The organism is Pedobacter sp. GR22-10 (assembly GCF_026239715.1).
Classification (GTDB): Bacteria; Bacteroidota; Bacteroidia; order Sphingobacteriales; family Sphingobacteriaceae; genus Pedobacter.
Map to the genome: position 1 here is coordinate 319,924 of NZ_JAPIVR010000001.1, position 20,522 is coordinate 340,445.

Sequence of the window (20,522 nt, forward strand, 5' to 3'; positions counted from 1 at the left end):
AACGAGTAGTAAAAAACTCCGACCTTTCAGCAAGACGGAGCTTTTTATATTAAAAGTGATAATTCAATCCTATACTGGGATTAAATGAATCGAATCCAAACTGAAAGCTTTCATTTTTATAAGCCTGAGAATTTATATTATTTCCGTCATCTTTCATCTTGTACTTGTTATAGGAGAGTAAAGGGAGAGATAACTCGAATGCCCAATGCCTTGTCGGGAAAAATGCAAAACCCGGGCTAACCGCTGCCAAATACGCTGTAGTTTTGTATTTGGTACTCCGCGGAATAACCGTAAGGGATCCACCATCTTGCGAGACAGACTTTCCAAAAGCAACTAATGCATTAGCCTGACCAAAAAATTTAAATTTATCGATTATATTGATATAATACCTTACAAAAGGGCCGACATTGAAGTTGTTGCTTTTATTTTCAGAATTGGTGATTAGTGTATTATTACCTGTATAAAAGATTGATTCATTGAGATTTTTATTTCTGTTAAAACCAACGCTCAAACCTATTGCCAGATTTTTACTTACGAAATGGCCAAAACGGGGAGTGATGCCATAGGTCGTTGAATTTAGTGAATTTAAGGCCGTAAGATTGTCCGGGGTTCGTTTATCCTTGCTATACCAGATGCTTCCGCCAATTAAATTGTTTCCCTTTTCTGTTTGTGCATTTGAGGCAAATGCAACAGCGCATAGCATAGCCAGCGATAGTAGTTGTTTTTTCATTTTCATTTGTGTTTTTGTGTCCTACAAAATACAATAAAAAAATTAAAAAACTACACCAATAGCTGGTTTTATTTACATGCTTAAAACCTATAGGTATGATACTTTGTACCTATCAAACAAGTATCTCACCAAATAAAAATCATAAGAGAAAAATCAAATTAAAAATATAATAAATTGACCGAGCAAACTTAGTCTATTGGGTAAGGCACCACCAGTAGGTTAAGAGATCATCCATTGGTTGGTGTCTCACCAGCCAAAAAATTATTAGATATAAAACGAAACAGCCTGTTCATCATTGATGAACAGGCTGTCTAATATAATGATGCTAAATATAACCTAGCTTTTTGCTTTCGTCATTTAGCTTTTAACTTTACTTTTAATTATGCTTTTTCAGCCAATACTTTGGTCACTAAATCTGCCGCTTCTTTCAATGCAATTGCTGAGTAAACCTGTAAGCCAGACTCGTCAATTAATTTTTTAGCTTCTTCTGCATTTGTACCTTGTAAGCGACAGATAATTGGCACAGGAATATTTCCGATTTCCTGATAAGCATCAATCACACCTTGCGCAACACGGTCACAACGAACGATACCTCCAAAAATGTTAATCAGGATGGCTTTAACGTTAGGGTCCTTCAAGATGATGTTAAAAGCAGCTTTAACGGTTTGTGCGTTTGCAGTTCCACCAACATCTAGGAAGTTAGCAGGCTCACCACCGGCCAATTTAATAATATCCATAGTGGCCATAGCCAAACCAGCACCATTTACCATACAGCCAACGTTACCGTCAAGGTTAACAAAGTTCAGGTTAGAAGCACTGGCTTCCACTTCCATCGGATCTTCTTCAGTTACATCACGCATTGCTGCATAATCCGCATGGCGGAATAATGCGTTTTCATCTAAATTAACTTTAGCATCAACAGCAATTACTTTATCATCAGAAGTTTTTAATACCGGATTAATTTCGAACATCGAAGAATCAGTTGCTTCATAAGCTTTATATAAAGCGGTTACAAATTTAACCATCTCCTTAAAAGCAGCACCGCTAACACCTAAGTTAAAAGCAATTTTACGTGCCTGAAAACCTTGTAAACCAACTTTAGGATCTATTTCTTCTTTGAAGATTAAGTGTGGTGTATGTTCAGCAACTTCTTCAATATCCATACCACCTTCAGTACTGTACATGATGATGTTACGGCCGGCCGCACGATCTAACAATACAGAGATATAGAATTCTTTAGTTTCTGAAGCACCCGGATAATAAACATCCTGAGCAACCAAAATCTTACTCACCAATTTACCTTCTGGTCCGGTTTGAGGGGTAACCAATTGCATACCAATAATATCGGTAGCACGTTGTTTAACTTCATCAAGGTTTTTAGCTAATTTAACACCGCCACCTTTACCGCGACCACCAGCGTGGATTTGCGCCTTAATTACCACCCAATCAGAGTTGTAATCGATCTTCAATTGCTTGGCCGCTTCAACAGCTTGCTCCGGAGTATCGGCAACAATTCCTTCTTGAACGTTAACACCGAAACTTTTTAATATTTGTTTACCCTGGTATTCGTGAATATTCATCTGTTTATATTTTTGTCTTTATCTGTCAGATGGAGCCTATTACTATTAAAATAATTATTTTAATAGTATCGGGTTCATTTGCTACAAAATTTGCCCAAAGCTACAATTCTAAAGCCTTTAAACAAATAGAATTTACTGATTTTTTAAAGAAAATGAAGGTTTTATGTGAATCCGAGAAAGTAGTTCTTTCCATCTTCATTTTTTTGTGTAACCATTGTAGGCTTTAAATTAGCAGCAGTCTGGCTAACTAACTTCCGGCAAAAGGTGTTCCGAAAATTCCTACGGCTAATTCTCCCCATGTGAGAAACAAAAGCAAGAGTATAACCACTAATAATATGGTTTTTGGAAGATTGGTTTTAACATACCTGATCACCAGTTCTATTGCTAAGCCTGTGCCCAACAGTAATCCTGCTGCGATTATGAAGTCTGAAACTGTCCAGTTTACCTCTTTAGTAAACTGCATGGCTACCAATGGAATACTTAAAATTAAACCAGTGATAATAAAAATAATCCTTATTCTTATTTTAGCTGATCGGAGTGTTTGTTGAGTTGTCATGATGTATTAAATTTAATGTTTTATAATTATGAATGCTACAGTGATTTAATTGGAATGCCTTATTCCAAAGTAGTTGGCTACTTTCCAATCCTGCAAATTCCATGACAGCCAGCCTTCCTCCCCATAACGTGTCTTAAAATAGCCAATTCGTTCATCCAGTTGGTTCCTGTAGTCATCTGCAGTTTGAGGTTGGGCAATTTCCCTTTCATCATACACTTTCGATGGCGAGTAGTGCAGTTTCGATCTGTTTTTATCCAAAACAGGTAAGGTTTTATCAGAAAGGGAAAGGAGATAATCTGCATCAAGAGAAATGTTATGACTTTGTGCCAGGTTGTATTTTGCAATGGCAACATCCCAGTTTATTACACTAAAGGCCAGAAGCAAGAAAAACCATACGCTGCCGTTAATTCTAAAGAGATAAAATAAAGTTTTCTGCCGGGCTACCTTTAGGTAAACTGTGCACAGGCCGATAATGCAGAGCAGCGCAAATACTAAAACGCCAATTCTTTTGTGTGTGAGGCCATAAAACTCAATGTAATATCCATCTCTGATGAAGACTGAAATAATAAGGATTACATTTTGAAACATCCAGGCATAGGCGAGGGACTTAAGGATTTTGCTTTTACGGTAAAAATTTAAATTTCCCCGGAAGAAATAAGCGATCACAGCCATGGCCATCACAATACTGAAAATCAAAGAATTGGTGCCTTCATGAAGTAAACTCGAGAAATTCCCTGCTGGTTTATAGCCAAACCAAAGGGTGCTGATATCAATAGTGTTGAGTAAAAACAATAAAATATTAAGTGCTGCAAACATAATTACACCAGTAATATATTCGGTTTTAAGTGCCATTTTGCGTGATAACAAATTGCCGGAAAACGTTTCCATAACCTGGTACCATAGCGTCTTTTGGTTCGATTCTTTTCTGATTCTTTTTAATTGTTCAGGGGCCTTTAATTCTGCGTTTTCCAGGGCTTTATTAAAAAACGGTAACAATAAACCACCTGTCAGTAATAATCCGAAGCAGAAATAAAAGAAGCGCTCTATGTCCAGGTCTTCAAAAAAGAATTGAAGAATACTTTCAAAGAAATTAAAAATGCTGCTTAAAATGGTATTTACATAGTGTGCAAATAATTCGTTAGCGGCAGCATATAAACAAGTAAAAAAGATCACTACAATCGTTGGTATGATAATATACCTGATTAATCTAAAAACAGGTTTCAGGTTAAAATTGCCAATACTTATTTTACTCAGGTTATTAATGGCATTGTAAGGAGTTGTGATCATTTGAAGAATAGCTGCCAACCCTGCCGCAAATACGGTTCTGATTTGTTGGTTGTGACTGAAGCCAATAAATACCAATAAGCTGATGTAATAAGTTGCGATAGATAAATCTGTATTGTTAATCACTACCAAAATGGCAGACAAAAGATGTGTTAAGCCATAAATTTTAAATTTTGTGCTTTTGTTTACGTCAGGATTAAAGTAGGTGACCGCTAAAATATAAATACTGTAGATGAATAAATTAAGGGCCAGTCTTTCTTTCCAGAATAAAAAGTTAAACAGCAGGCCACCAAATAAGGCGGCAAGGAGCAAGAGGTTGGATTTATTTTTCATAATAGAATGTTAACAGGTGATTTTAATGTGCTATAATGGTCAGGTAGAAGATTGTTAGCGGAATATTGAGCAAAACACAAATGATGGTTGCCACAATATTTTTCCAGTGTGCCTCATGTAAAAAAAGGGCTATAAATAATACCAGTAGAATGAAAATATTTACCAGAATAGCAAATAGAATATAAGTAAAACCTATTTTGATTAATAAATTATCCTTGCTGATGAGGTAAGAGACGAGAAGTAATGTTCCAATCACGGCTGAGTAAAGGGCGACCTTTTTTCCAATGGGTATAATCTGTGGTTCCATATCATTTTGTTTTTTAAAAGTGCTTTGTATTTCAAAGTGATTGATCAAAAAAAATAGTTTATAGCTTTTTGATCATTTTTTCAAGTGCATCCAAATGTGCTTTAAAAGCTTGCGTGCCCAAAGTTGTAATAGAGTAGGTAGTACTGGTTTTTCTGCCGATGAAACCTTTATGTACCTTGATAAATTCTGCCTGCTCCAGCGTATTTAGATGTGAAGCTAAATTGCCATCAGTAAGTTCCAGCATTTGTTTCAGGTCGTTAAAGCCAATTTCATTGTTTACCACAAGCATAGACATTACACCCAGCCTGATCCTGCTGTCGAAAATTTTATTTAAATCTGCTATCGGATTTTTCATCTTAAGCACCTCTTTCGTATTTGAAGTACATGACCAGGCCATAAATAATATGGAGCACACCAAAGCCAAATGCCCAGAACCATAATCCGTATCCAATATAAAACATGCAGATTAAACCCAGTATCACTTCAAGATAGCCTAAATACCGGATGTCTCTAAGGGTGTATTTGCTCGCATTAATGAGTGCAAGACCATAAAAGATTAAACAAGTTGGAGCAATAATGCTGTAGGTATCCGGATGATTAATCAGTAAACCGATAATAAATAAACCACCGGCAACCAGGGGAGTCATCAAATTAAATAATAAAGCTTTAGATGTTTTATCCCAGATGGGTAGGTTATTTTGCTGGCTTTTTCTATAAGTAAATAAAATACCACCAGCCAATGCCACAAATAGTACGATTAATCCGAGTTTGATTAAGTTAAACTCAAGGTCCATTTCGCCTTCTACACCATAACTGTAACCTCGCTTTGCAAAGAATTTTTCAATTTCCTCATGTGCGAAATAAGCACCGATTAAAGCTATTCCACCGGCAAAAACACCAGATAAACCACTTAAAGAAATGAAACGTGACGACCTTTCCATCATTTGTCTGATATCCTTAAGGGCATTTAATTGTTCTTCTTGATTACTCATTTGAAAGTGCTTTGTTTTTCAAAGTTAAGTAATAAAATGATAACTGCAAATTTATTTTGGTTTGATTATACCTGTCATTTTTTGCCGCTACTCACCGCCATACGCTCACCGCCACACCCTTTCCGCTCTTACCTTCGGGATGATTACACAGATGGAAGGATTACTGTGATTATTTTCCATGCTCATCGCTTACCAATACACGCTTTCCGCTCTTACCTTCGGGATGATTACACAGATGGAAGGATTACTGTGATTATTTCTATGCTCATCGCTCACCGCCACACCCTTTCCGCTCTTACCTTTGGGATGATTACACAAATGAAAGGATTATTGTGATTATTTTTCATGCTCATCGCTCACCACCACACGTTTTCCGCTCTTACCTTCGGGATGATTACACAGATGGAAGGATTACTGTGATTATTTCTATGTTCATCGCTCACCGCCACACGTTTTCCGCTCTTACCTTCGGGATGATTACACAGATGAGCGGATTACACCGATTAGTTTTTTGCTCTCCGCCACACGCTCCCCGCTTACCGCCCACCGCTTTAACCTTTCCGCTTAAACTTTTCCAAAAACTTGCAACTTTTAACTATTTTTACGGCATGCTAAAAGCCACCAGAGTAAAAAAATCGTATGGGAATCTTCAAATCCTTAAAGGGGTAAATTTTGAAGTGCAAAAAGGAGAGATCGTGAGTATCATAGGGCCATCTGGTGCAGGGAAAAGTACTTTACTGCACATTCTGGGCACTTTGGATAAACCAGATGAGGGTGATGTAGAATTAAAAGGATCGATTATCAGCAAACTTCATGGCGATTTACTGAGCACTTTTAGAAACCAGAATATTGGTTTTGTGTTTCAATTTCATCACCTGTTACCAGAGTTTAGCGCCATTGAGAATATTTGTATTCCGGCATTTATTGCCAAAACCAATAAAAAACAGGCAGAAACCAGGGCATTGGAACTGTTAGATTTATTTGGTCTTAAAGATAGGGCCAATCACAAGCCTAATCAATTATCAGGTGGTGAGCAACAGCGTATTGCAATTGCCCGGGCTTTAATTAACAATCCGTCTATTATTCTGGCAGACGAGCCGTCCGGGAACCTGGATTCTGAAAATGCATCAGCCTTGCATCAGCTCTTTGTGAGTTTGAGAGATAATTTTCAGCAGACTTTTGTCATTGTTACCCATAACGAACATTTGGCTAAAACCAGCGATCGTGTGGTAACCATGAAAGATGGATTAATTGTATAAGACAAATTCAATTGTAGATTACAAAGAAGTAAATTCAATTTTTTACAATTCTATCATTCATTCATTCATTCAATCATTTTTTCACTTATTCATTTATTCAATCTTATTTATAAATTTTGAAAATACTGATCACAGGCGGAAACAGTGCAAAAGCATTAAAGCTTTTAAAAGCCTTCCCAAATCATTTTGTATTACTGGCCGATTATGGCGATGTACCGGGCGTCATCACCGAAAATTATGCTTTTACCACGCTGGGCTTACTTAATCGGGATAGTATCGCACATCTCTTACTTAATTTTTGCATTACAGAATCAATTGATAGTATTATTCCGTTGCATGATTATGAGGTGGAGCCACTGGCCAAATCTGCGGTGTTATTTGGCGAATATGGCATTCAGGTTTTAGCACCACAACCGGAGCTGATCGATTTGTTCCGCTCTCCCGAAAAAAACACCTTTAAAAACTTTGCCGTATTCATTCATGGTGAATGTGTTTTTTCAAGCGGGGGAGAAATTTTTATCCGTCGTGAAGATGAATTGAATGGTGTGTTTGGCTACAACGCTCCGGATGATGAATTAAAACTTTTTACGGTTTAGCAATGATGGATATCGCAGCAATTTTAAAAAACAAACAAGCAGTCATTTTTGAATTGGATGATGTTTTGTTTCCGGAAAAAGATTATCTGTTGCAGGTTTATTATTTGTTTGCTCAATTTATAGAATATAGCGAGCAAAAGGATGCAGGGGCCACTTTAGCCTTTTTACGAGGAGAATTTGAACAAAATGGCGTGAAAGACCTTTTTGATAAAACAGCCAATCAATTTGGACTTGATTCAAAATACAAGTATAATTTTGAGCTGTTGCACCAAAATGCCCGTTTACCTTTAAAATTATTATTATATCAAACGATATTAGATTTGATGCAGGAACTGGTGGTAAACAGGAAAAAAATCTTTATTGTTACAGCGGGCGATCTAGAGCAGCAACTGAATAAAATTAAGCAAATCGAATGGAACGGACTGGAGCAATACCTCACCGTTTATTTTACTTATGAATTGAAACAGCAGAAATCAGAAATTTTTCAGAACATCCTAAACGACAATAATTTATTAGCTGATGATGCGTTAGTTATCGGTGCAAATAATTTTGATGCGCAACAATCTAAAATTGTTAATTTGCCGTATATTAGGTCACTTGAAATTTTCAAATAAGTATGCTGAAAAAAGTTTATTCGCAAAAAAATATTTTGTGTTTTCTGATGATGTCCTTCGGGTTAATCACCTCTTGTAAAAAAAATAACCCTGCAGATGAATCTCCAGGTCAAACCAAAGAAGCCAATACCCTCCAGACGCCGACAACCAACCGGGAGGCGTTAACAAAAGATTCAATTTTTTTATATGCGAAGCAAACCTATTTCTGGAACATCGGGATGCCCTCTTATGATGGGTTCAATCCTAGAAAGTACAGCAGCAATGAGCAGGTTTTAGCAGCCTTGAAGGCCTTACCCAGCACAGGTGGAAAGGATAAATATTCTTTTATTGATGATGGTACAGTTGCCGGAGAACTGGGCGGAGTGAGCGGCGATTACGGATTTTCTGTGAATTATGACGGAGCCAACATTTTACGGGTAAAATATGTTTATGCAACCTCTCCGGCAGCAGTTGCAGGCTTAAAAAGAGGCGATGTCGTTACAAAAGTGAATGGTCGAACTACTTTAAGAACAAGCCAATCTGATATTGATAATATTAATGATGGCGTTTTCGGTGATAATGCATCGGTTTCTCTAACCATCACAAAGGCAGACCAAACGGTTCAAAATCTGGTTATTAACCGGGGTTCTTACAACATCAACCCCATATTGTTTAGCAATACTTATACCGTTGGTGCAAAAAAGATAGGATATGTGGTGTTTAATAGTTTTACCACAAACTCCGTTCCTTTGCTTGATGCGGTGTTCAGTAAATTCGCTACGGATGGAATTAATGAACTGGTTGTTGATTTGCGTTATAATGGTGGCGGATCTGTGGCTACCTCTGAAGCATTTACCAATTTAATTGCTCCGTCTGCACAAAATGGAAAAATCATGTACACTACATATTGGACCAAAACCATGCAGGATAAAGAGGCGACCATACTTCAGAATCAAAAGTTTTATCAAACGACTTCAGATGGTGTAAAACGTTTGTATTCCATGTTTGATTATGATTATAAGCCTATTGCAGCTTCGGGCAATCAGGAGTTTTTCAAAAAGCGCGGAACGCTTAATGGTATCTCCAGGGTATATTTTCTGGTCACCGGTGGAACAGCCTCTGCCAGTGAATTATTAATTAATAATTTGAAACCTGTAATGGATGTAAAGTTAATTGGCCGTAAAACCTATGGCAAGCCTGTAGGGTTCTTTTCACTTCGCATAGATAAAAATGATTTGTACATTCCGCAGTTCCAGACTAAAAATCAGGCAGACTTTGGCGATTATTTCGATGGAATGGTTGTAGATAAGGACATTGCTGATGATTTAACAAAGGATTTTGGTGATGCATCAGAAAGTTTACTGGCACAGGCCCTTAATTATTCAGCTACAGGAAGTTTTACTTCAATCTTAAAAGAAAATACATTGAGTAGTACATCTGGTGTTTCCAGGACATCGATTGATCATAACAATGAGCAGTTAAACCATGAGTTTAAAGGTATGGTGGAAACCAGAAAGTTGACGTTGAAATAAATATCAAAATAAGAATAGCTGGCTGAGAATAATTTCCGGATTTTCTTAAATATGATATTAAATGCACTTTTGGGCTTGTTTTTTCTGCTAAAATTTAATAAGCTTGTTTAATATTATTAGTCAGCAGCAATTATGTCAATAGAGATTATAGCGAAAGAACATATAGGTTATTTAAACATTATCGAAGCAAAAGAAGATCAAACCACAACCCTGAAAACAAGACTTAATGAAGCTCAGCGGTTGGGGAATGAATTTAAATCAAAAGCGATCATTACATTTAACACGACAATAGGGCCAAAAAGGGTAGATACCACTGTCTGGTCTGTAACAGAAAAATATATTCAACTTAAAAATAATATTCACATCCCACTCAAAAGCCTGATTGATATCGAATTTTAGGTTAAATCTTAAGGCCAATAAATCATCCCGCATTTATTTACCTTAACCTGAAATGAAATGAGTACGATTCATAAAATCGCCTTAACTTTTATCAAATCTATAGGTCCGGTAATGGCTAAAAACCTACTGGCCTATTGTGGCAGTGCTGAGGCCGTATTTTCAGCAAGCCGGAAACAGCTGCTTCAGATACCTGGGATTGGAGAGAAAACTGTTGATGCAATCTTAAATACTGATGCTCTGAAAAGAGCTGAGCAGGAATTACTGTTTGTGGAGCGTCATGGCATAGAAGTTTTATTTTTTACGGATGAAAATTATCCCAGAAGATTAAAAAACTGTTTCGATGCCCCCATCCTGATTTACTTTAAAGGCAAGGCAGATCTTAATCATCCACGTATTATCAGCATAGTAGGCGCGAGAAATGCCACCGACTACGGAAAGGCTTTATGCAGGCAGCTTTGTGAAGTGCTGGCTCCTTATCAGGTTCTAATTGTAAGTGGATTGGCTTATGGTATTGATGTAACGGCACATAAAGAATGTATTTCCAATAAAATGGCAACCATAGGGGTGTTGGGGCATGGCCTTGACAGACTTTATCCGCAGATACATAAAAGCATTGCGCAGAAAATGGTTTTGAATGGTGGTTTGCTTTCAGAATTTCCAACATTAACCAATCCGGATCGGCCCAATTTTCCGCAGCGTAACCGGATTATTGCAGGTATTGCTGATGCAACCATTGTGGTTGAAGCATCCATTAAAGGCGGCGCTTTGATAACTGCTGAAATTGCAAACTCTTATAATAAGGATGTTTATGCCTTTCCCGGACGAACAAATGATGTTTTTTCCGAAGGATGTAACTTCCTGATCAAAACTAACCGCGCCGGATTGATTAATAGTGCAAATGATTTAATCTATTACCTGGGCTGGGATAATGAGGTAAAGGAAAAGAAAAAAAATGCCCAGACTACTTTGCAAATTAACCTCACGGCAAATGAGCAGAAAGTGGTTGATCTGCTGCAAAATGGTCAGATGGCAATTGACGAAATTTCAATTGTTACCAACCTCCAGCAGAGTAAGCTCGCGATTGTAATGCTCACGCTGGAAATGCAGGGAATTATCATTTCATTACCCGGGAAGGTTTATAAGTTGGCATAATTTTTAATGTTTTCGAACGGTGATCATCGAAAATTCGCGGCCAAAAAATATTATCTGATGATTTATATAAACTCACGCAAACTCAGATGATTAACGCAGAACCATAACTGTCAGACGATGTTATAAAATTTACCGGTGGACTAAAACAAACACATATAATCTATAGCAAATAAAAGTTGCAATTGTATTTCACCCAATATTCAATCTATAAAGCCCATGTAAATTGTAGTTTTTAGAATTTAATTCTATTTATTCATTGTTTTTAAAATTATGTTTCAAATAAAATATAGATGGTAAAATCCTTAATGCCTTTGCTTAAATTTGTTGCATGTGGTACAATAATATTTTAGAAACCATTGGCAATACGCCTTTGGTAAAATTAAATACAATAACAAAGAATGTTCCGGGTACAATTTTAGCCAAAATAGAAACGACTAATCCAGGCAACTCAATCAAAGATCGTATGGCGGTTAAGATGATTGAAGATGCAGAGCGTAGTGGTAAATTAAAACCAGGTGGAACCATTATCGAAGGTACTTCAGGTAATACCGGAATGGGCTTGGCCATGGCCGCCATTATTAAGGGCTATAAATGTATTTTCACTACCACAGATAAGCAATCGAAAGAAAAGGTTGATGCTTTGCGTGCTTTTGGTGCTGAGGTAATTGTTTGCCCTACCAATGTTGAGCCTGAAGATCCGCGTTCTTATTATTCGGTATCGTCTCGTCTGGAGCGTGAAGTACCCAATTCATGGAAACCCAATCAGTATGATAATTTGGCCAATTCTCAGGCGCATTATGAGCAAACGGGTCCGGAAATTTGGGAGCAGACAGAAGGTAAAATTACCCATCTCGTAGTTGGTGTAGGTACCGGTGGCACCATTTCCGGTACGGGTAAATATTTAAAAGAAAAGAATCCTAATATACAAATCTGGGGAATAGATACATATGGCTCGGTTTTTAAAAAATACAAGGAAACCGGCATTTTCGATAAGGATGAAATTTATCCTTATATCACCGAAGGAATTGGAGAGGATTTTCTGCCGGCAAACGTCAATTTTGATGTCATCGACTTATTTGAAAAGGTTACGGATAAGGATGCAGCTTTAATGACCCGCGATATTGCCCGCAAAGAGGGGATTTTTGTAGGAAACTCAGCAGGAGCAGCCATCGGTGGTTTAATTCAGTTAAAGGATAAATTAAAACCAGAAGATGTGGTAGTCGTGATTTTTCATGATCATGGCAGTCGTTATATGGGTAAAATGTATAATGAAGACTGGCTGCGTGAACGTGGGTTTTTACAGGATGAAAAACTGACGGCAAAATCAATCATCGCAAAGAAAGAATCTACAGAGATTGTGACGCTTGATACACAGAAATCTGTTTTAGAAGCGATCAATACCATTAAATCAATGAATATCTCTCAGATTCCGGTAACACAGCAGGGCATGATTGTAGGTAAAATTGCAGAGAGTGATATTTTAACCGCATTACTCGAAAATCCAGGTTTGAAATCGGCACCGATTTCAGAAATTATGACCGCTACTTTTCCTTTTGTTGATTTGAATACTTCAATTGATAAAATTTCATCATTAATTAATAAAGAAAACTCTGCTGTTTTGGTTGAAGATGCATCCGGTAAGATTGAGATTATTACACAATATGATATTATCAATGCGATTTCTGGGTAGAACAGAAAAAAATCGTTATTCCGAGTTACGGAAGGGATCTTAGTGCTTTAGGCTTCGAATAGCGATCATTGTAAGATTGCTTCGTCGTACCTCCTCGCAAGGACGAGAACAAAAAAAAGCCCGAGTAAAATTTTTACCTGGGCTTTTTTTTAATCGATGCTTTAGCGGTGGGTTTTACCTTAAACCCTCGGCTTTCTAATGACTTGGTGCATCCGCATTTACGCGTTTTATTTGTGCACCTAAGGCACGTAAACGCGTATCAATATCCTGGTAACCACGTTCAATCTGCTCGATGTTGTAAATGGTTGATTTACCTTCTGCAGAAAGCGCTGCAATCAATAAGGAAACACCAGCCCTGATGTCAGGAGAGGTCATGCTGATTCCACGAAGTTTATATTTTTTATCAATACCATTAACCGTTGCACGGTGCGGATCACAAAGAATAATTTGTGCACCCATATCAATTAGTTTATCCACAAAGAATAAACGGCTTTCGAACATTTTCTGGTGAATAAGCACATTTCCTTTCGCTTGTGTAGCCACCACCAAAACGATACTTAATAAATCTGGCGTAAAACCAGGCCACGGGGAATCGGCAATGGTTAAAATCGAACCATCTATAAAGGTGTCAATTTCATAGTGTTTTTGAGACGGAATATAAATATCATCACCGCGGCGCTCCAATTTAATACCTAATTTCTTAAATACTTCAGGAATAACGCCAAGCTCATCATAGCACACATTTTTGATCGTGATTTCTGATTCTGTCATCGCTGCCATACCGATAAAAGATCCGATTTCAATCATATCAGGTAACATCCGGTGTTCCGTTCCACCTAAAACTTTAACACCTTCAATGGTTAACAAATTGGAGCCAATACCCGAAATTTTAGCGCCCATGCGGTTCAGCATTTTGCACAATTGCTGCAAATAAGGTTCGCAGGCTGCATTATAAATGGTGGTTGTTCCTTTGGCCAAAACTGCGGCCATCACAATGTTTGCCGTTCCGGTTACTGATGCTTCATCCAATAAAATATAGGCGCCTTGCAGGTTGGTGGCATCAACGTTAAAAAAGGCTTTTTTGCTGTCGTAAACAAATTTGGCACCCAATTTTTCGAAACCGATAAAGTGTGTATCCAATCTTCTCCGGCCAATTTTATCGCCTCCGGGCTTAGGTATGGCGGCCTTGCCAAAGCGGGCCAATAGCGGACCTACAATCATGATGGAACCACGTAAACCACCACCTTTAGCTTTAAAAGTGTCAGATTCAAAAAAGTTTAAATTAATATTTTTAGCTTCAAAGGTATAAGTGTCTTTATTAATCCGTTCCACTAAAACACCTAAATCGCCTAGTAATTCAATTAACTTATTTACGTCTTTAATATCTGGAATATTGCTGATGGTTACCTTTTGTTCGGTAAGCAATACGGCCGATAAAATCTGCAAAGCTTCATTTTTAGCGCCTTGTGGGGTAATTTCGCCTTTTAATTTAATTCCGCCTGTTATTTCAAATGCGTTCATATATTTTTATAGTATTTTGTATCGATTCTCAAGCAATCAGTGTGGGCGTAGATCTATAACCTTTTTCCTTTCACTTTCCGCCTTTTACCTTTCCTTTAATATTTTGGTTTATTGTTGTTGTTTGTTCTTCCGCGGTTATTGTTATTATTGGTATTGTTCTGGCGGTTTTTTCCGTTGTTGTTATTTGTTCTTCCACGGTTGTTATTATTGTTGTTATTTTGGCGTGGATTCTGTGCCCTGAATTCAACTTTTGCGAGATTTACACCTTCATCCAGCGATAATAATCCTCCTGAAAGGTATTTTAAATCTTTAATAATGGTATCATCACTCACATTATCCTTATTCCAGGTAACATAAGCCATTTTCATAAAGTTGGCAATTCCCTGAACCATGGCTTTTTTATTTTCAGGGTTTTCTTCGCGCATGGCTTTCTCAATCAGGTTTTCTACCGTTTTACCATAATGTTTATAGGTAATGCGTTGCTGCGGATAAGGAAGCGGCTCTGGTTTTTTAAAAGCATTTTCAGGAAGCGGCTTTGGGTAAGGACTTTCTACGTCAATCTGATAGCCAGAGATGATATGCAGGTGATCCCAGAGTTTATGCTTAAAATCGGCCACATCACGCAGGTGTGGTTGTAAGAATCCCATCAGGTCGATAACTGCCTGGGCATATTTATTGCGTTCTTCAATGGTGGGTAATTCGCAAATGTACTTTACCATATTCTGAACGTTGCGGCCATATTCTGATAAAATCAGGTGACTGCGCGTCGTATTATAATCAAAATTCATGTATAGATAATTTAATGGATCAATCTTCCGGCGATACGAATTATGAAATAACCAGGAGGAGATGAGGTTATGAATTCACCGAAATGTCTATTGCCGGACTTTCGTTATTTATATTCAAAGATAGCAAAATATAACAATTGTAGTAAAATTAATGGGATTTCTTATTTTTTTGTAAATGTAGGCTCAGTAGTGCTTTTGATTTTTTAGTCCTGCTTTTCATTACAAGCCCAATGAAAAATTGGGGCTTTCCATTGCAATCAGGTTTATTTAACAAAGATATTGGTTCTTTTGAACCTGTTGCATCGCCCTCCCGGCAGAAGCACAGCGAAATGTAAAGGTTATTGAAAATGAACGGCTTGTATCAGTGAACTAGAAAAGTTCCTTCAATACGAAGATCAAAGTAACAACTTCTTTAATTTTTCCATGTACGCTGTGTTTCAGTGGCAATCAGGAATTACATTTCATCACTATTCTTTGGGTAATCAAAAAACACCAGGTCTCCGGTGCCTTTGCTCACCATTGCCCATGAATCAAAAGGAAAAGAAATCAGTACCATTCCGGCAGTTGGAATATTATAAATATCAGCATCGCTTAATGCATTTGCCAAATCGGTAAAACCTGGGTTGTGTCCAAACATAATAACGGTATTTGCATCATCATCTAAACTGTTAATCACCTTTAAAAGTGCCTGGGTATTGGCTTCATAAATGGACGCTTCAAACTGAATCTGATCAAACTGATAGGCTTCAGCGAAAAACTTTGCAGTAGATTTCGCCCGTTTAGCAGGACTGCTTACCATCAAATCAAATTTGAACCCTCTTTTTAACAAGCGTTCTGCCATTTCAGGCGCATTTTCTTTACCACGTTTATTGAGTTGGCGATCGAAGTCTTTTAAATCTAAATTCCCCCAATCGGATTTCCCATGCCGAACCAACAATAATTGCTTAGCCATTTAAGTTCTCTTTAATTTTGTTTACAATGCTTTGTGGGTCAATCATGTCCATACAACTTTCAACACCGCACATACAGGGTTTGTTTCCGTAAATTGAATTTGGCCGCATCGGATGATCAACCTGCACACAATTGTTTATAGACTGCCCATAGCCTAAGAAACCGGCATATGGATGTGTCGGGCCCCATACTGAAACGACTGGAACACCAGCCAGGGATGCCATGTGCATACCCGACGAATCCATACTTAACATTAAATCCAGATTTGAAATGATCGCAAGTTCTTCCGTCAGGCTGAAATTTCCGATTAAATTATGTGTGTTTGCATTATGTTTTGCCCAATTTTCTGCAATGGCTTGTTCAGATTTTCCTCCGCCAAAAATGAAAAGTTCATGGCCTGATGCGCTTAACAGCGCAATCACTTTCTCCATTTTTTTTAAAGGATAAACCTTGTAAATGTGCTGTGCAAAAGGGGAGATGCCTATCTTTTTTTGCAGTGGATTACGAAACAAGTATTCCGCATTTGCAGGTAATAACTGCGGTTTGCGATTTATCTTATGCGTTAATTCAATCGGATAGCCCAGTTCACGAAAAACATCTGCATAACGTTCTACCGTTTGGCGGAGTGGCTTAAAAATTTTATTAACTGAACGTGTTAGTGCCTTTTTTTCGGCCCTTCCTTTATCAATCCTCTTAATTTTTATTCCTGTAAAACGAAAACATGCTGATATGAATCTGCTCCTTAAATTGTCGTGCAAATCGGCTATAGCAGCAGGCTTATATTTTTGAAGTTCTTTAAAAAGTTTGAACAAGCCCAAAAGGCCCTTGTGGGTATTTTCAGGTTGAATGGTATGGAAAGTGAGGTTTTTTATTTTATTAAAAAATGGTTTAAATGCCGCTCGACTAACCATGATGATTTCAACCGCAGGGTTTTGTGCAGCAAATTCTTTCAATACCGAAGCCACCATTGCCACATCGCCCATGGCTGAAAAGCGTAAAACGATAATTTTTTCCATTGATGACATTGGCTTTTATTGATACCTCGCAATGACGATTTGGAACTACGCTTTATTATACAACACCGGATTTAAACTCGGATCATTATACATTTTCATCTGCTTATATACTTTCATGTATTTCTTTCCAGCTTCAATATCGGCCAGTAACTGATCAATACTGGTCGATAAATCTTCACGTTGAGATAATAGAATATTCAGCTTGGCCTGGCATTGTTCACGGTGTTCAGCTGATGCCGTTTCTCGTTCTGCCTCTTCCTGCATGTGGTAAATTTTCAGCGCCAGGATCGAAAGCCTGTCAATGGCCCATGCCGGGCTTTCCGTGTTGATTTTCGCATCAGGCAAAGCTGTAATTCCGCGGTAAAGATTCAGAAAATAGCCATCTATAAATTCAACCATATCCGTACGTACCTGATTTTGTGCATCAATCCGTCTTTTCCAGCTTAAGCCTTCAGCAGGATCAATATTGGGGTTGCGCACTACATCTTCCATATGCCATTGTGCGGTATCAATCCAGTTTTTAACATATAAAAGATGTTCAAGGCTTTCAGCATCGTAAGGATTTTCAACTGGGTAGTCGATATCGTCAAATTGATGGTAATCGGTAATAACCTGATTAAATATGCGGTTGGCAATTTCACTGATCATGTAGCAAAGATATTAAATTTAGGATGATTACCTACGGAGTGATTACACAGATCCCTTCGGCATGATGACACAAATTTAATTTGAAAAGATTAAAACAAATAAAGGAGGTTTAACTTTTGACTAAAGACTAAAGACTAAAGACTAAAGACTAAAGACTAAAGACTAAAGACTAAAGACTAAAGACGGTTATCTTTTTTTTCCATCAAAATATGCGGTTATTTCTTCCAAAGAAAAAGCGTTCAGGCATTTGTCTGCGCTTAGTCCACCTTTTCGGGCAACCAGAATTCCATAACGTGTATCATGGAAACCATCTGTTCGGTGTGCATCGGGATTTACCGAAAGTAGCACACCTTTCTCCAGGGCATAGCGATGCCAGCGCCAATCTAAATCCAGGCGAAGCGGATTTGCATTAATTTCAATCACCACCTGGTTGGCTGCACAGGCATCAATGATTTTTTTATAGTCGATGGGATAACCTGCACGACTTAATAACAAACGTCCGGTGGGGTGCCCCAAAATGGTGGTATATGGATTTTCAATAGCTTTCAACAAACGAGTTGTTGCCTTCGCTTCATCCATCCGCAGGTTACTGTGAACCGATGCCACTACAAAATCGAATGTTTTTAAAATATTGTCTGAATAATCTAAAGAACCATCACTTAAAATATCACTCTCAATGCCTTTAAATATTTTAAACGGAGCCAGTTTTTGATTCAATTCGTCTATTTCCTGATGCTGGCCAAATACCCTTTGTTCATTTAAGCCCTTCGCATAAACCGCCGTTTTGGAGTGATCGCAGATACCAAGGTATTGAAGATTTAATACATCCTTGCAATACACAGCCATTTGTTCCAAAGTATGAACACCATCACTCCAGGTTGAGTGATTATGCAGGCTGCCTTTCAAATCCTTATCAGTGATTAAAACAGGCAGCTGATCAGCTCTAGCCAGTTCAATTTCATCAAAACCTTCTCGAAGTTCGGGTTCGATATAAGAGAGTCCGGCTTTGCTGTAAATTTCATTCTCGTTTGCAAAAGGACCATCACCAGCAAGTGTAAGTACTTTTTTTGCATGCTCAGGATTTCCTGTAAGTTTAAACCATTCCAGATAAAAATCAGCTTTATTTACCAGGAAGATTTTAATTCTTAAACCAGCTTCAGTAGTGGTAATAAAAGCTTCATCACCAGCAATAAGCGATAGTGGCCCAAAAGATGTTAATTGTCCGGCTACAATTTCCATGTTTTCAGCTCCAATTACCAATTCCAGCTCATCAATAATTTCACAGGCCCGGCGGTATTGCCCTGCAAATCCCAGTAGCGAATGGTTATCTATGTTAATCAGCCATTCAGAAATCTGTGTAAACAGCGTGTTGGCAAAGCCTTCTACCTGAGCATAAAGAAATCTGCCGTTCGCTGCCAGTTTAAACGCTATGGCATTTTTGATTTCTTCCTGGGTTTTCAAACCAAAACCTTTAGCCTCAATTAAGCGGTTTTCGTTACAAGCATAATACAACTCACCAATGCTTTCAATGCCAAGTATTCTCCAGATAATCAGAATTTTTTTTGGTCCGATACCTTTAATACCCAACATTTCTATCACACCTTCAGGTGTTTGCTGTATCAGTTTATTCAGTTCCCTTAATTCACCTGTTTGCAGCAGCTCGGTTATTTTTGATGCCAGTCCTTTACCAATCCCTTCAATCTGATCAATTTCTTCCAATGGTTTGTCTTTTAAAGCAAAAGGCAATTTATCTACTTTAAAATAAGCATTGGCTATTGATTTTATTTTGAAAGGATTCTCTTCATGCAGCTCCATCAACTGCGATAAAAAGCGTAGCGTGCGGGCAATGGTTTTATTTTCCATAAGGGGTAAAATTAGAAAATATTGCGCTAAAACTCATGGGGGCGGCAATTTTTCAAACAGAATTTGTAAGGCATTGTTCTTCAGTGATGAAACTTTATAAAATGATCTTCCTGGGTTTAAGCCTAAGCCTGTTTGCCTGTACATCCAACCGCAAAGCGGAGGTAAGTGCTGTGGCCGAAACTGTAAAAGATGAAGGAAAGATTAAAATTGCAGAAAAATTCTTGATTGTTCCGGGCCGTTCATCAGGAGAAATTTCTTTGGGTGATGATGTGCAGGTGGTGGCTAAACTTTTAGGAAAAGCCGATCTAAGCGATGCTGCAATGGGCAAAGCCTGGGGTATCTGGTACAGTCGGGATTCAACGCATGGAAAACGCAATGAAGTGGCCATCTATTCTGCTTATCGTGATACCAGTATGCGGATAAAGGAGGTAAAGCAAATCCGGATTACTGCCAGCCAGTTTAAAACAAGGGACGGATTTTCGACAGGTAGAAGTCTAAATGATACGCAACTGAAATTTCCGGGCATGAAGCAAATGGCTTCGTACCTCAATGAAAAGCAGGATACCGTTGTGATATATGATTCCATGCAGGATGGCATCAGTTTCGAGTTCCTGAACGGAAAAAGTATTGCGCTAACGATTCATCCGGCTAATCAGCCCCTGAACAATACCTATTTGACTTTACATCCGGATTGGAAGCCGATCAATTAGGGTATTGAAAAATATTAATGGT

At 38.0% G+C, this 20,522-nt stretch carries 22 protein-coding genes; 9 read left to right on the plus strand and 13 right to left on the minus strand.

The annotated features are described in order from the left end of the window. Positions 1-49 precede the first annotated feature (49 nt). From OQX64_RS01370 to OQX64_RS01400, 7 genes are all read right to left on the minus strand, one after another. On the minus strand, positions 50-730 hold the full coding sequence (locus OQX64_RS01370; protein ID WP_265817201.1) for an outer membrane beta-barrel protein: 681 nt from the start codon (positions 728-730) through the stop codon (positions 50-52). A 380-nt stretch (positions 731-1,110) separates the two neighbouring features. Next, complete coding sequence (sucC, locus tag OQX64_RS01375) at positions 1,111-2,310, minus strand: ADP-forming succinate--CoA ligase subunit beta (RefSeq protein ID WP_088300752.1); 1,200 nt, start codon at positions 2,308-2,310, stop codon at positions 1,111-1,113. Positions 2,311-2,557: 247 nt separating this feature from the next. Further along, positions 2,558-2,866, minus strand: coding sequence for a hypothetical protein (locus OQX64_RS01380; protein WP_265817202.1), 309 nt, complete (start codon positions 2,864-2,866; stop codon positions 2,558-2,560). Positions 2,867-2,911: 45 nt separating this feature from the next. Beyond that, positions 2,912-4,483 carry a DUF4173 domain-containing protein gene (locus OQX64_RS01385; RefSeq protein ID WP_265817204.1) on the minus strand — a complete coding sequence of 524 codons (1,572 nt, stop codon included), beginning with the start codon at positions 4,481-4,483 and terminating at the stop codon, positions 2,912-2,914. 22 nt (positions 4,484-4,505) lie between these two features. After that, complete coding sequence (locus OQX64_RS01390; RefSeq protein WP_088300748.1) at positions 4,506-4,790, minus strand: hypothetical protein; 285 nt, start codon at positions 4,788-4,790, stop codon at positions 4,506-4,508. Between the two features lie 58 nt (positions 4,791-4,848). Further along, the gene (locus OQX64_RS01395; protein WP_265817206.1) at positions 4,849-5,145 is read right to left on the minus strand and encodes a winged helix-turn-helix domain-containing protein; all 297 of its coding nucleotides are present in this window, start codon (positions 5,143-5,145) and stop codon (positions 4,849-4,851) included. Position 5,146: 1 nt separating this feature from the next. Beyond that, positions 5,147-5,782: a hypothetical protein gene (locus tag OQX64_RS01400; RefSeq protein ID WP_265817208.1), complete on the minus strand. Its 636-nt coding sequence runs from the start codon at positions 5,780-5,782 to the stop codon at positions 5,147-5,149. Positions 5,783-5,818: 36 nt separating this feature from the next. Between OQX64_RS01400 and OQX64_RS01405 the strand changes: the two genes are divergently transcribed. From OQX64_RS01405 to OQX64_RS01440, 8 genes are all read left to right on the plus strand, one after another. After that, positions 5,819-6,118: a hypothetical protein gene (locus tag OQX64_RS01405; protein WP_265817209.1), complete on the plus strand. Its 300-nt coding sequence runs from the start codon at positions 5,819-5,821 to the stop codon at positions 6,116-6,118. Between the two features lie 272 nt (positions 6,119-6,390). Then, the gene (locus OQX64_RS01410; RefSeq protein ID WP_265817211.1) at positions 6,391-7,041 is read left to right on the plus strand and encodes an ABC transporter ATP-binding protein; all 651 of its coding nucleotides are present in this window, start codon (positions 6,391-6,393) and stop codon (positions 7,039-7,041) included. A gap of 116 nt (positions 7,042-7,157) precedes the next feature. After that, on the plus strand, positions 7,158-7,637 hold the full coding sequence (locus OQX64_RS01415; protein ID WP_265817212.1) for a hypothetical protein: 480 nt from the start codon (positions 7,158-7,160) through the stop codon (positions 7,635-7,637). Positions 7,638-7,639: 2 nt separating this feature from the next. Then, on the plus strand, positions 7,640-8,251 hold the full coding sequence (locus tag OQX64_RS01420; protein WP_265817214.1) for an HAD hydrolase-like protein: 612 nt from the start codon (positions 7,640-7,642) through the stop codon (positions 8,249-8,251). Positions 8,252-8,253: 2 nt separating this feature from the next. Continuing rightward, on the plus strand, positions 8,254-9,762 hold the full coding sequence (locus tag OQX64_RS01425; RefSeq protein ID WP_265817215.1) for a S41 family peptidase: 1,509 nt from the start codon (positions 8,254-8,256) through the stop codon (positions 9,760-9,762). Between the two features lie 132 nt (positions 9,763-9,894). Further along, positions 9,895-10,161, plus strand: a complete 267-nt coding sequence (locus OQX64_RS01430; protein WP_088300738.1) for a hypothetical protein — start codon at positions 9,895-9,897, stop codon at positions 10,159-10,161. A gap of 57 nt (positions 10,162-10,218) precedes the next feature. Beyond that, positions 10,219-11,313, plus strand: a complete 1,095-nt coding sequence (gene dprA, locus OQX64_RS01435) for a DNA-processing protein DprA (protein ID WP_088300736.1) — start codon at positions 10,219-10,221, stop codon at positions 11,311-11,313. A 328-nt stretch (positions 11,314-11,641) separates the two neighbouring features. Next, positions 11,642-13,003: a pyridoxal-phosphate dependent enzyme gene (locus OQX64_RS01440; protein ID WP_088300734.1), complete on the plus strand. Its 1,362-nt coding sequence runs from the start codon at positions 11,642-11,644 to the stop codon at positions 13,001-13,003. A 195-nt stretch (positions 13,004-13,198) separates the two neighbouring features. On the opposite strand, the gene murA is transcribed toward OQX64_RS01440, so the two are convergent. From murA to OQX64_RS01470, 6 genes are all read right to left on the minus strand, one after another. Next, positions 13,199-14,524, minus strand: coding sequence for a UDP-N-acetylglucosamine 1-carboxyvinyltransferase (gene murA, locus OQX64_RS01445; protein ID WP_088300733.1), 1,326 nt, complete (start codon positions 14,522-14,524; stop codon positions 13,199-13,201). 95 nt (positions 14,525-14,619) lie between these two features. Beyond that, the gene (locus OQX64_RS01450) at positions 14,620-15,312 is read right to left on the minus strand and encodes a DUF4290 domain-containing protein (RefSeq protein ID WP_088300732.1); all 693 of its coding nucleotides are present in this window, start codon (positions 15,310-15,312) and stop codon (positions 14,620-14,622) included. A gap of 454 nt (positions 15,313-15,766) precedes the next feature. Further along, positions 15,767-16,264, minus strand: a complete 498-nt coding sequence (locus tag OQX64_RS01455; RefSeq protein WP_265817220.1) for a SixA phosphatase family protein — start codon at positions 16,262-16,264, stop codon at positions 15,767-15,769. Further along, positions 16,257-17,279, minus strand: coding sequence for a glycosyltransferase family 9 protein (locus OQX64_RS01460; RefSeq protein ID WP_322974913.1), 1,023 nt, complete (start codon positions 17,277-17,279; stop codon positions 16,257-16,259). The genes OQX64_RS01455 and OQX64_RS01460 overlap by 8 nt, the downstream gene beginning before the upstream one ends. 45 nt (positions 17,280-17,324) lie before the next feature. After that, the gene (locus OQX64_RS01465) at positions 17,325-17,927 is read right to left on the minus strand and encodes a DUF4254 domain-containing protein (RefSeq protein WP_265817223.1); all 603 of its coding nucleotides are present in this window, start codon (positions 17,925-17,927) and stop codon (positions 17,325-17,327) included. A gap of 186 nt (positions 17,928-18,113) precedes the next feature. Next, a complete protein-coding gene (locus OQX64_RS01470; protein WP_265817224.1) occupies positions 18,114-19,790 on the minus strand; it encodes a DNA polymerase/3'-5' exonuclease PolX in 1,677 nt (558 codons plus the stop codon). A 35-nt stretch (positions 19,791-19,825) separates the two neighbouring features. Here OQX64_RS01470 and OQX64_RS01475 point away from each other — a divergent pair, with 35 nt between their 5' ends. Next, positions 19,826-20,500 (plus strand): hypothetical protein, encoded by a 675-nt coding sequence (locus OQX64_RS01475; protein WP_265817226.1) that lies wholly within the window; start codon positions 19,826-19,828, stop codon positions 20,498-20,500. The last annotated feature ends 22 nt before the right edge of the window (positions 20,501-20,522 follow it).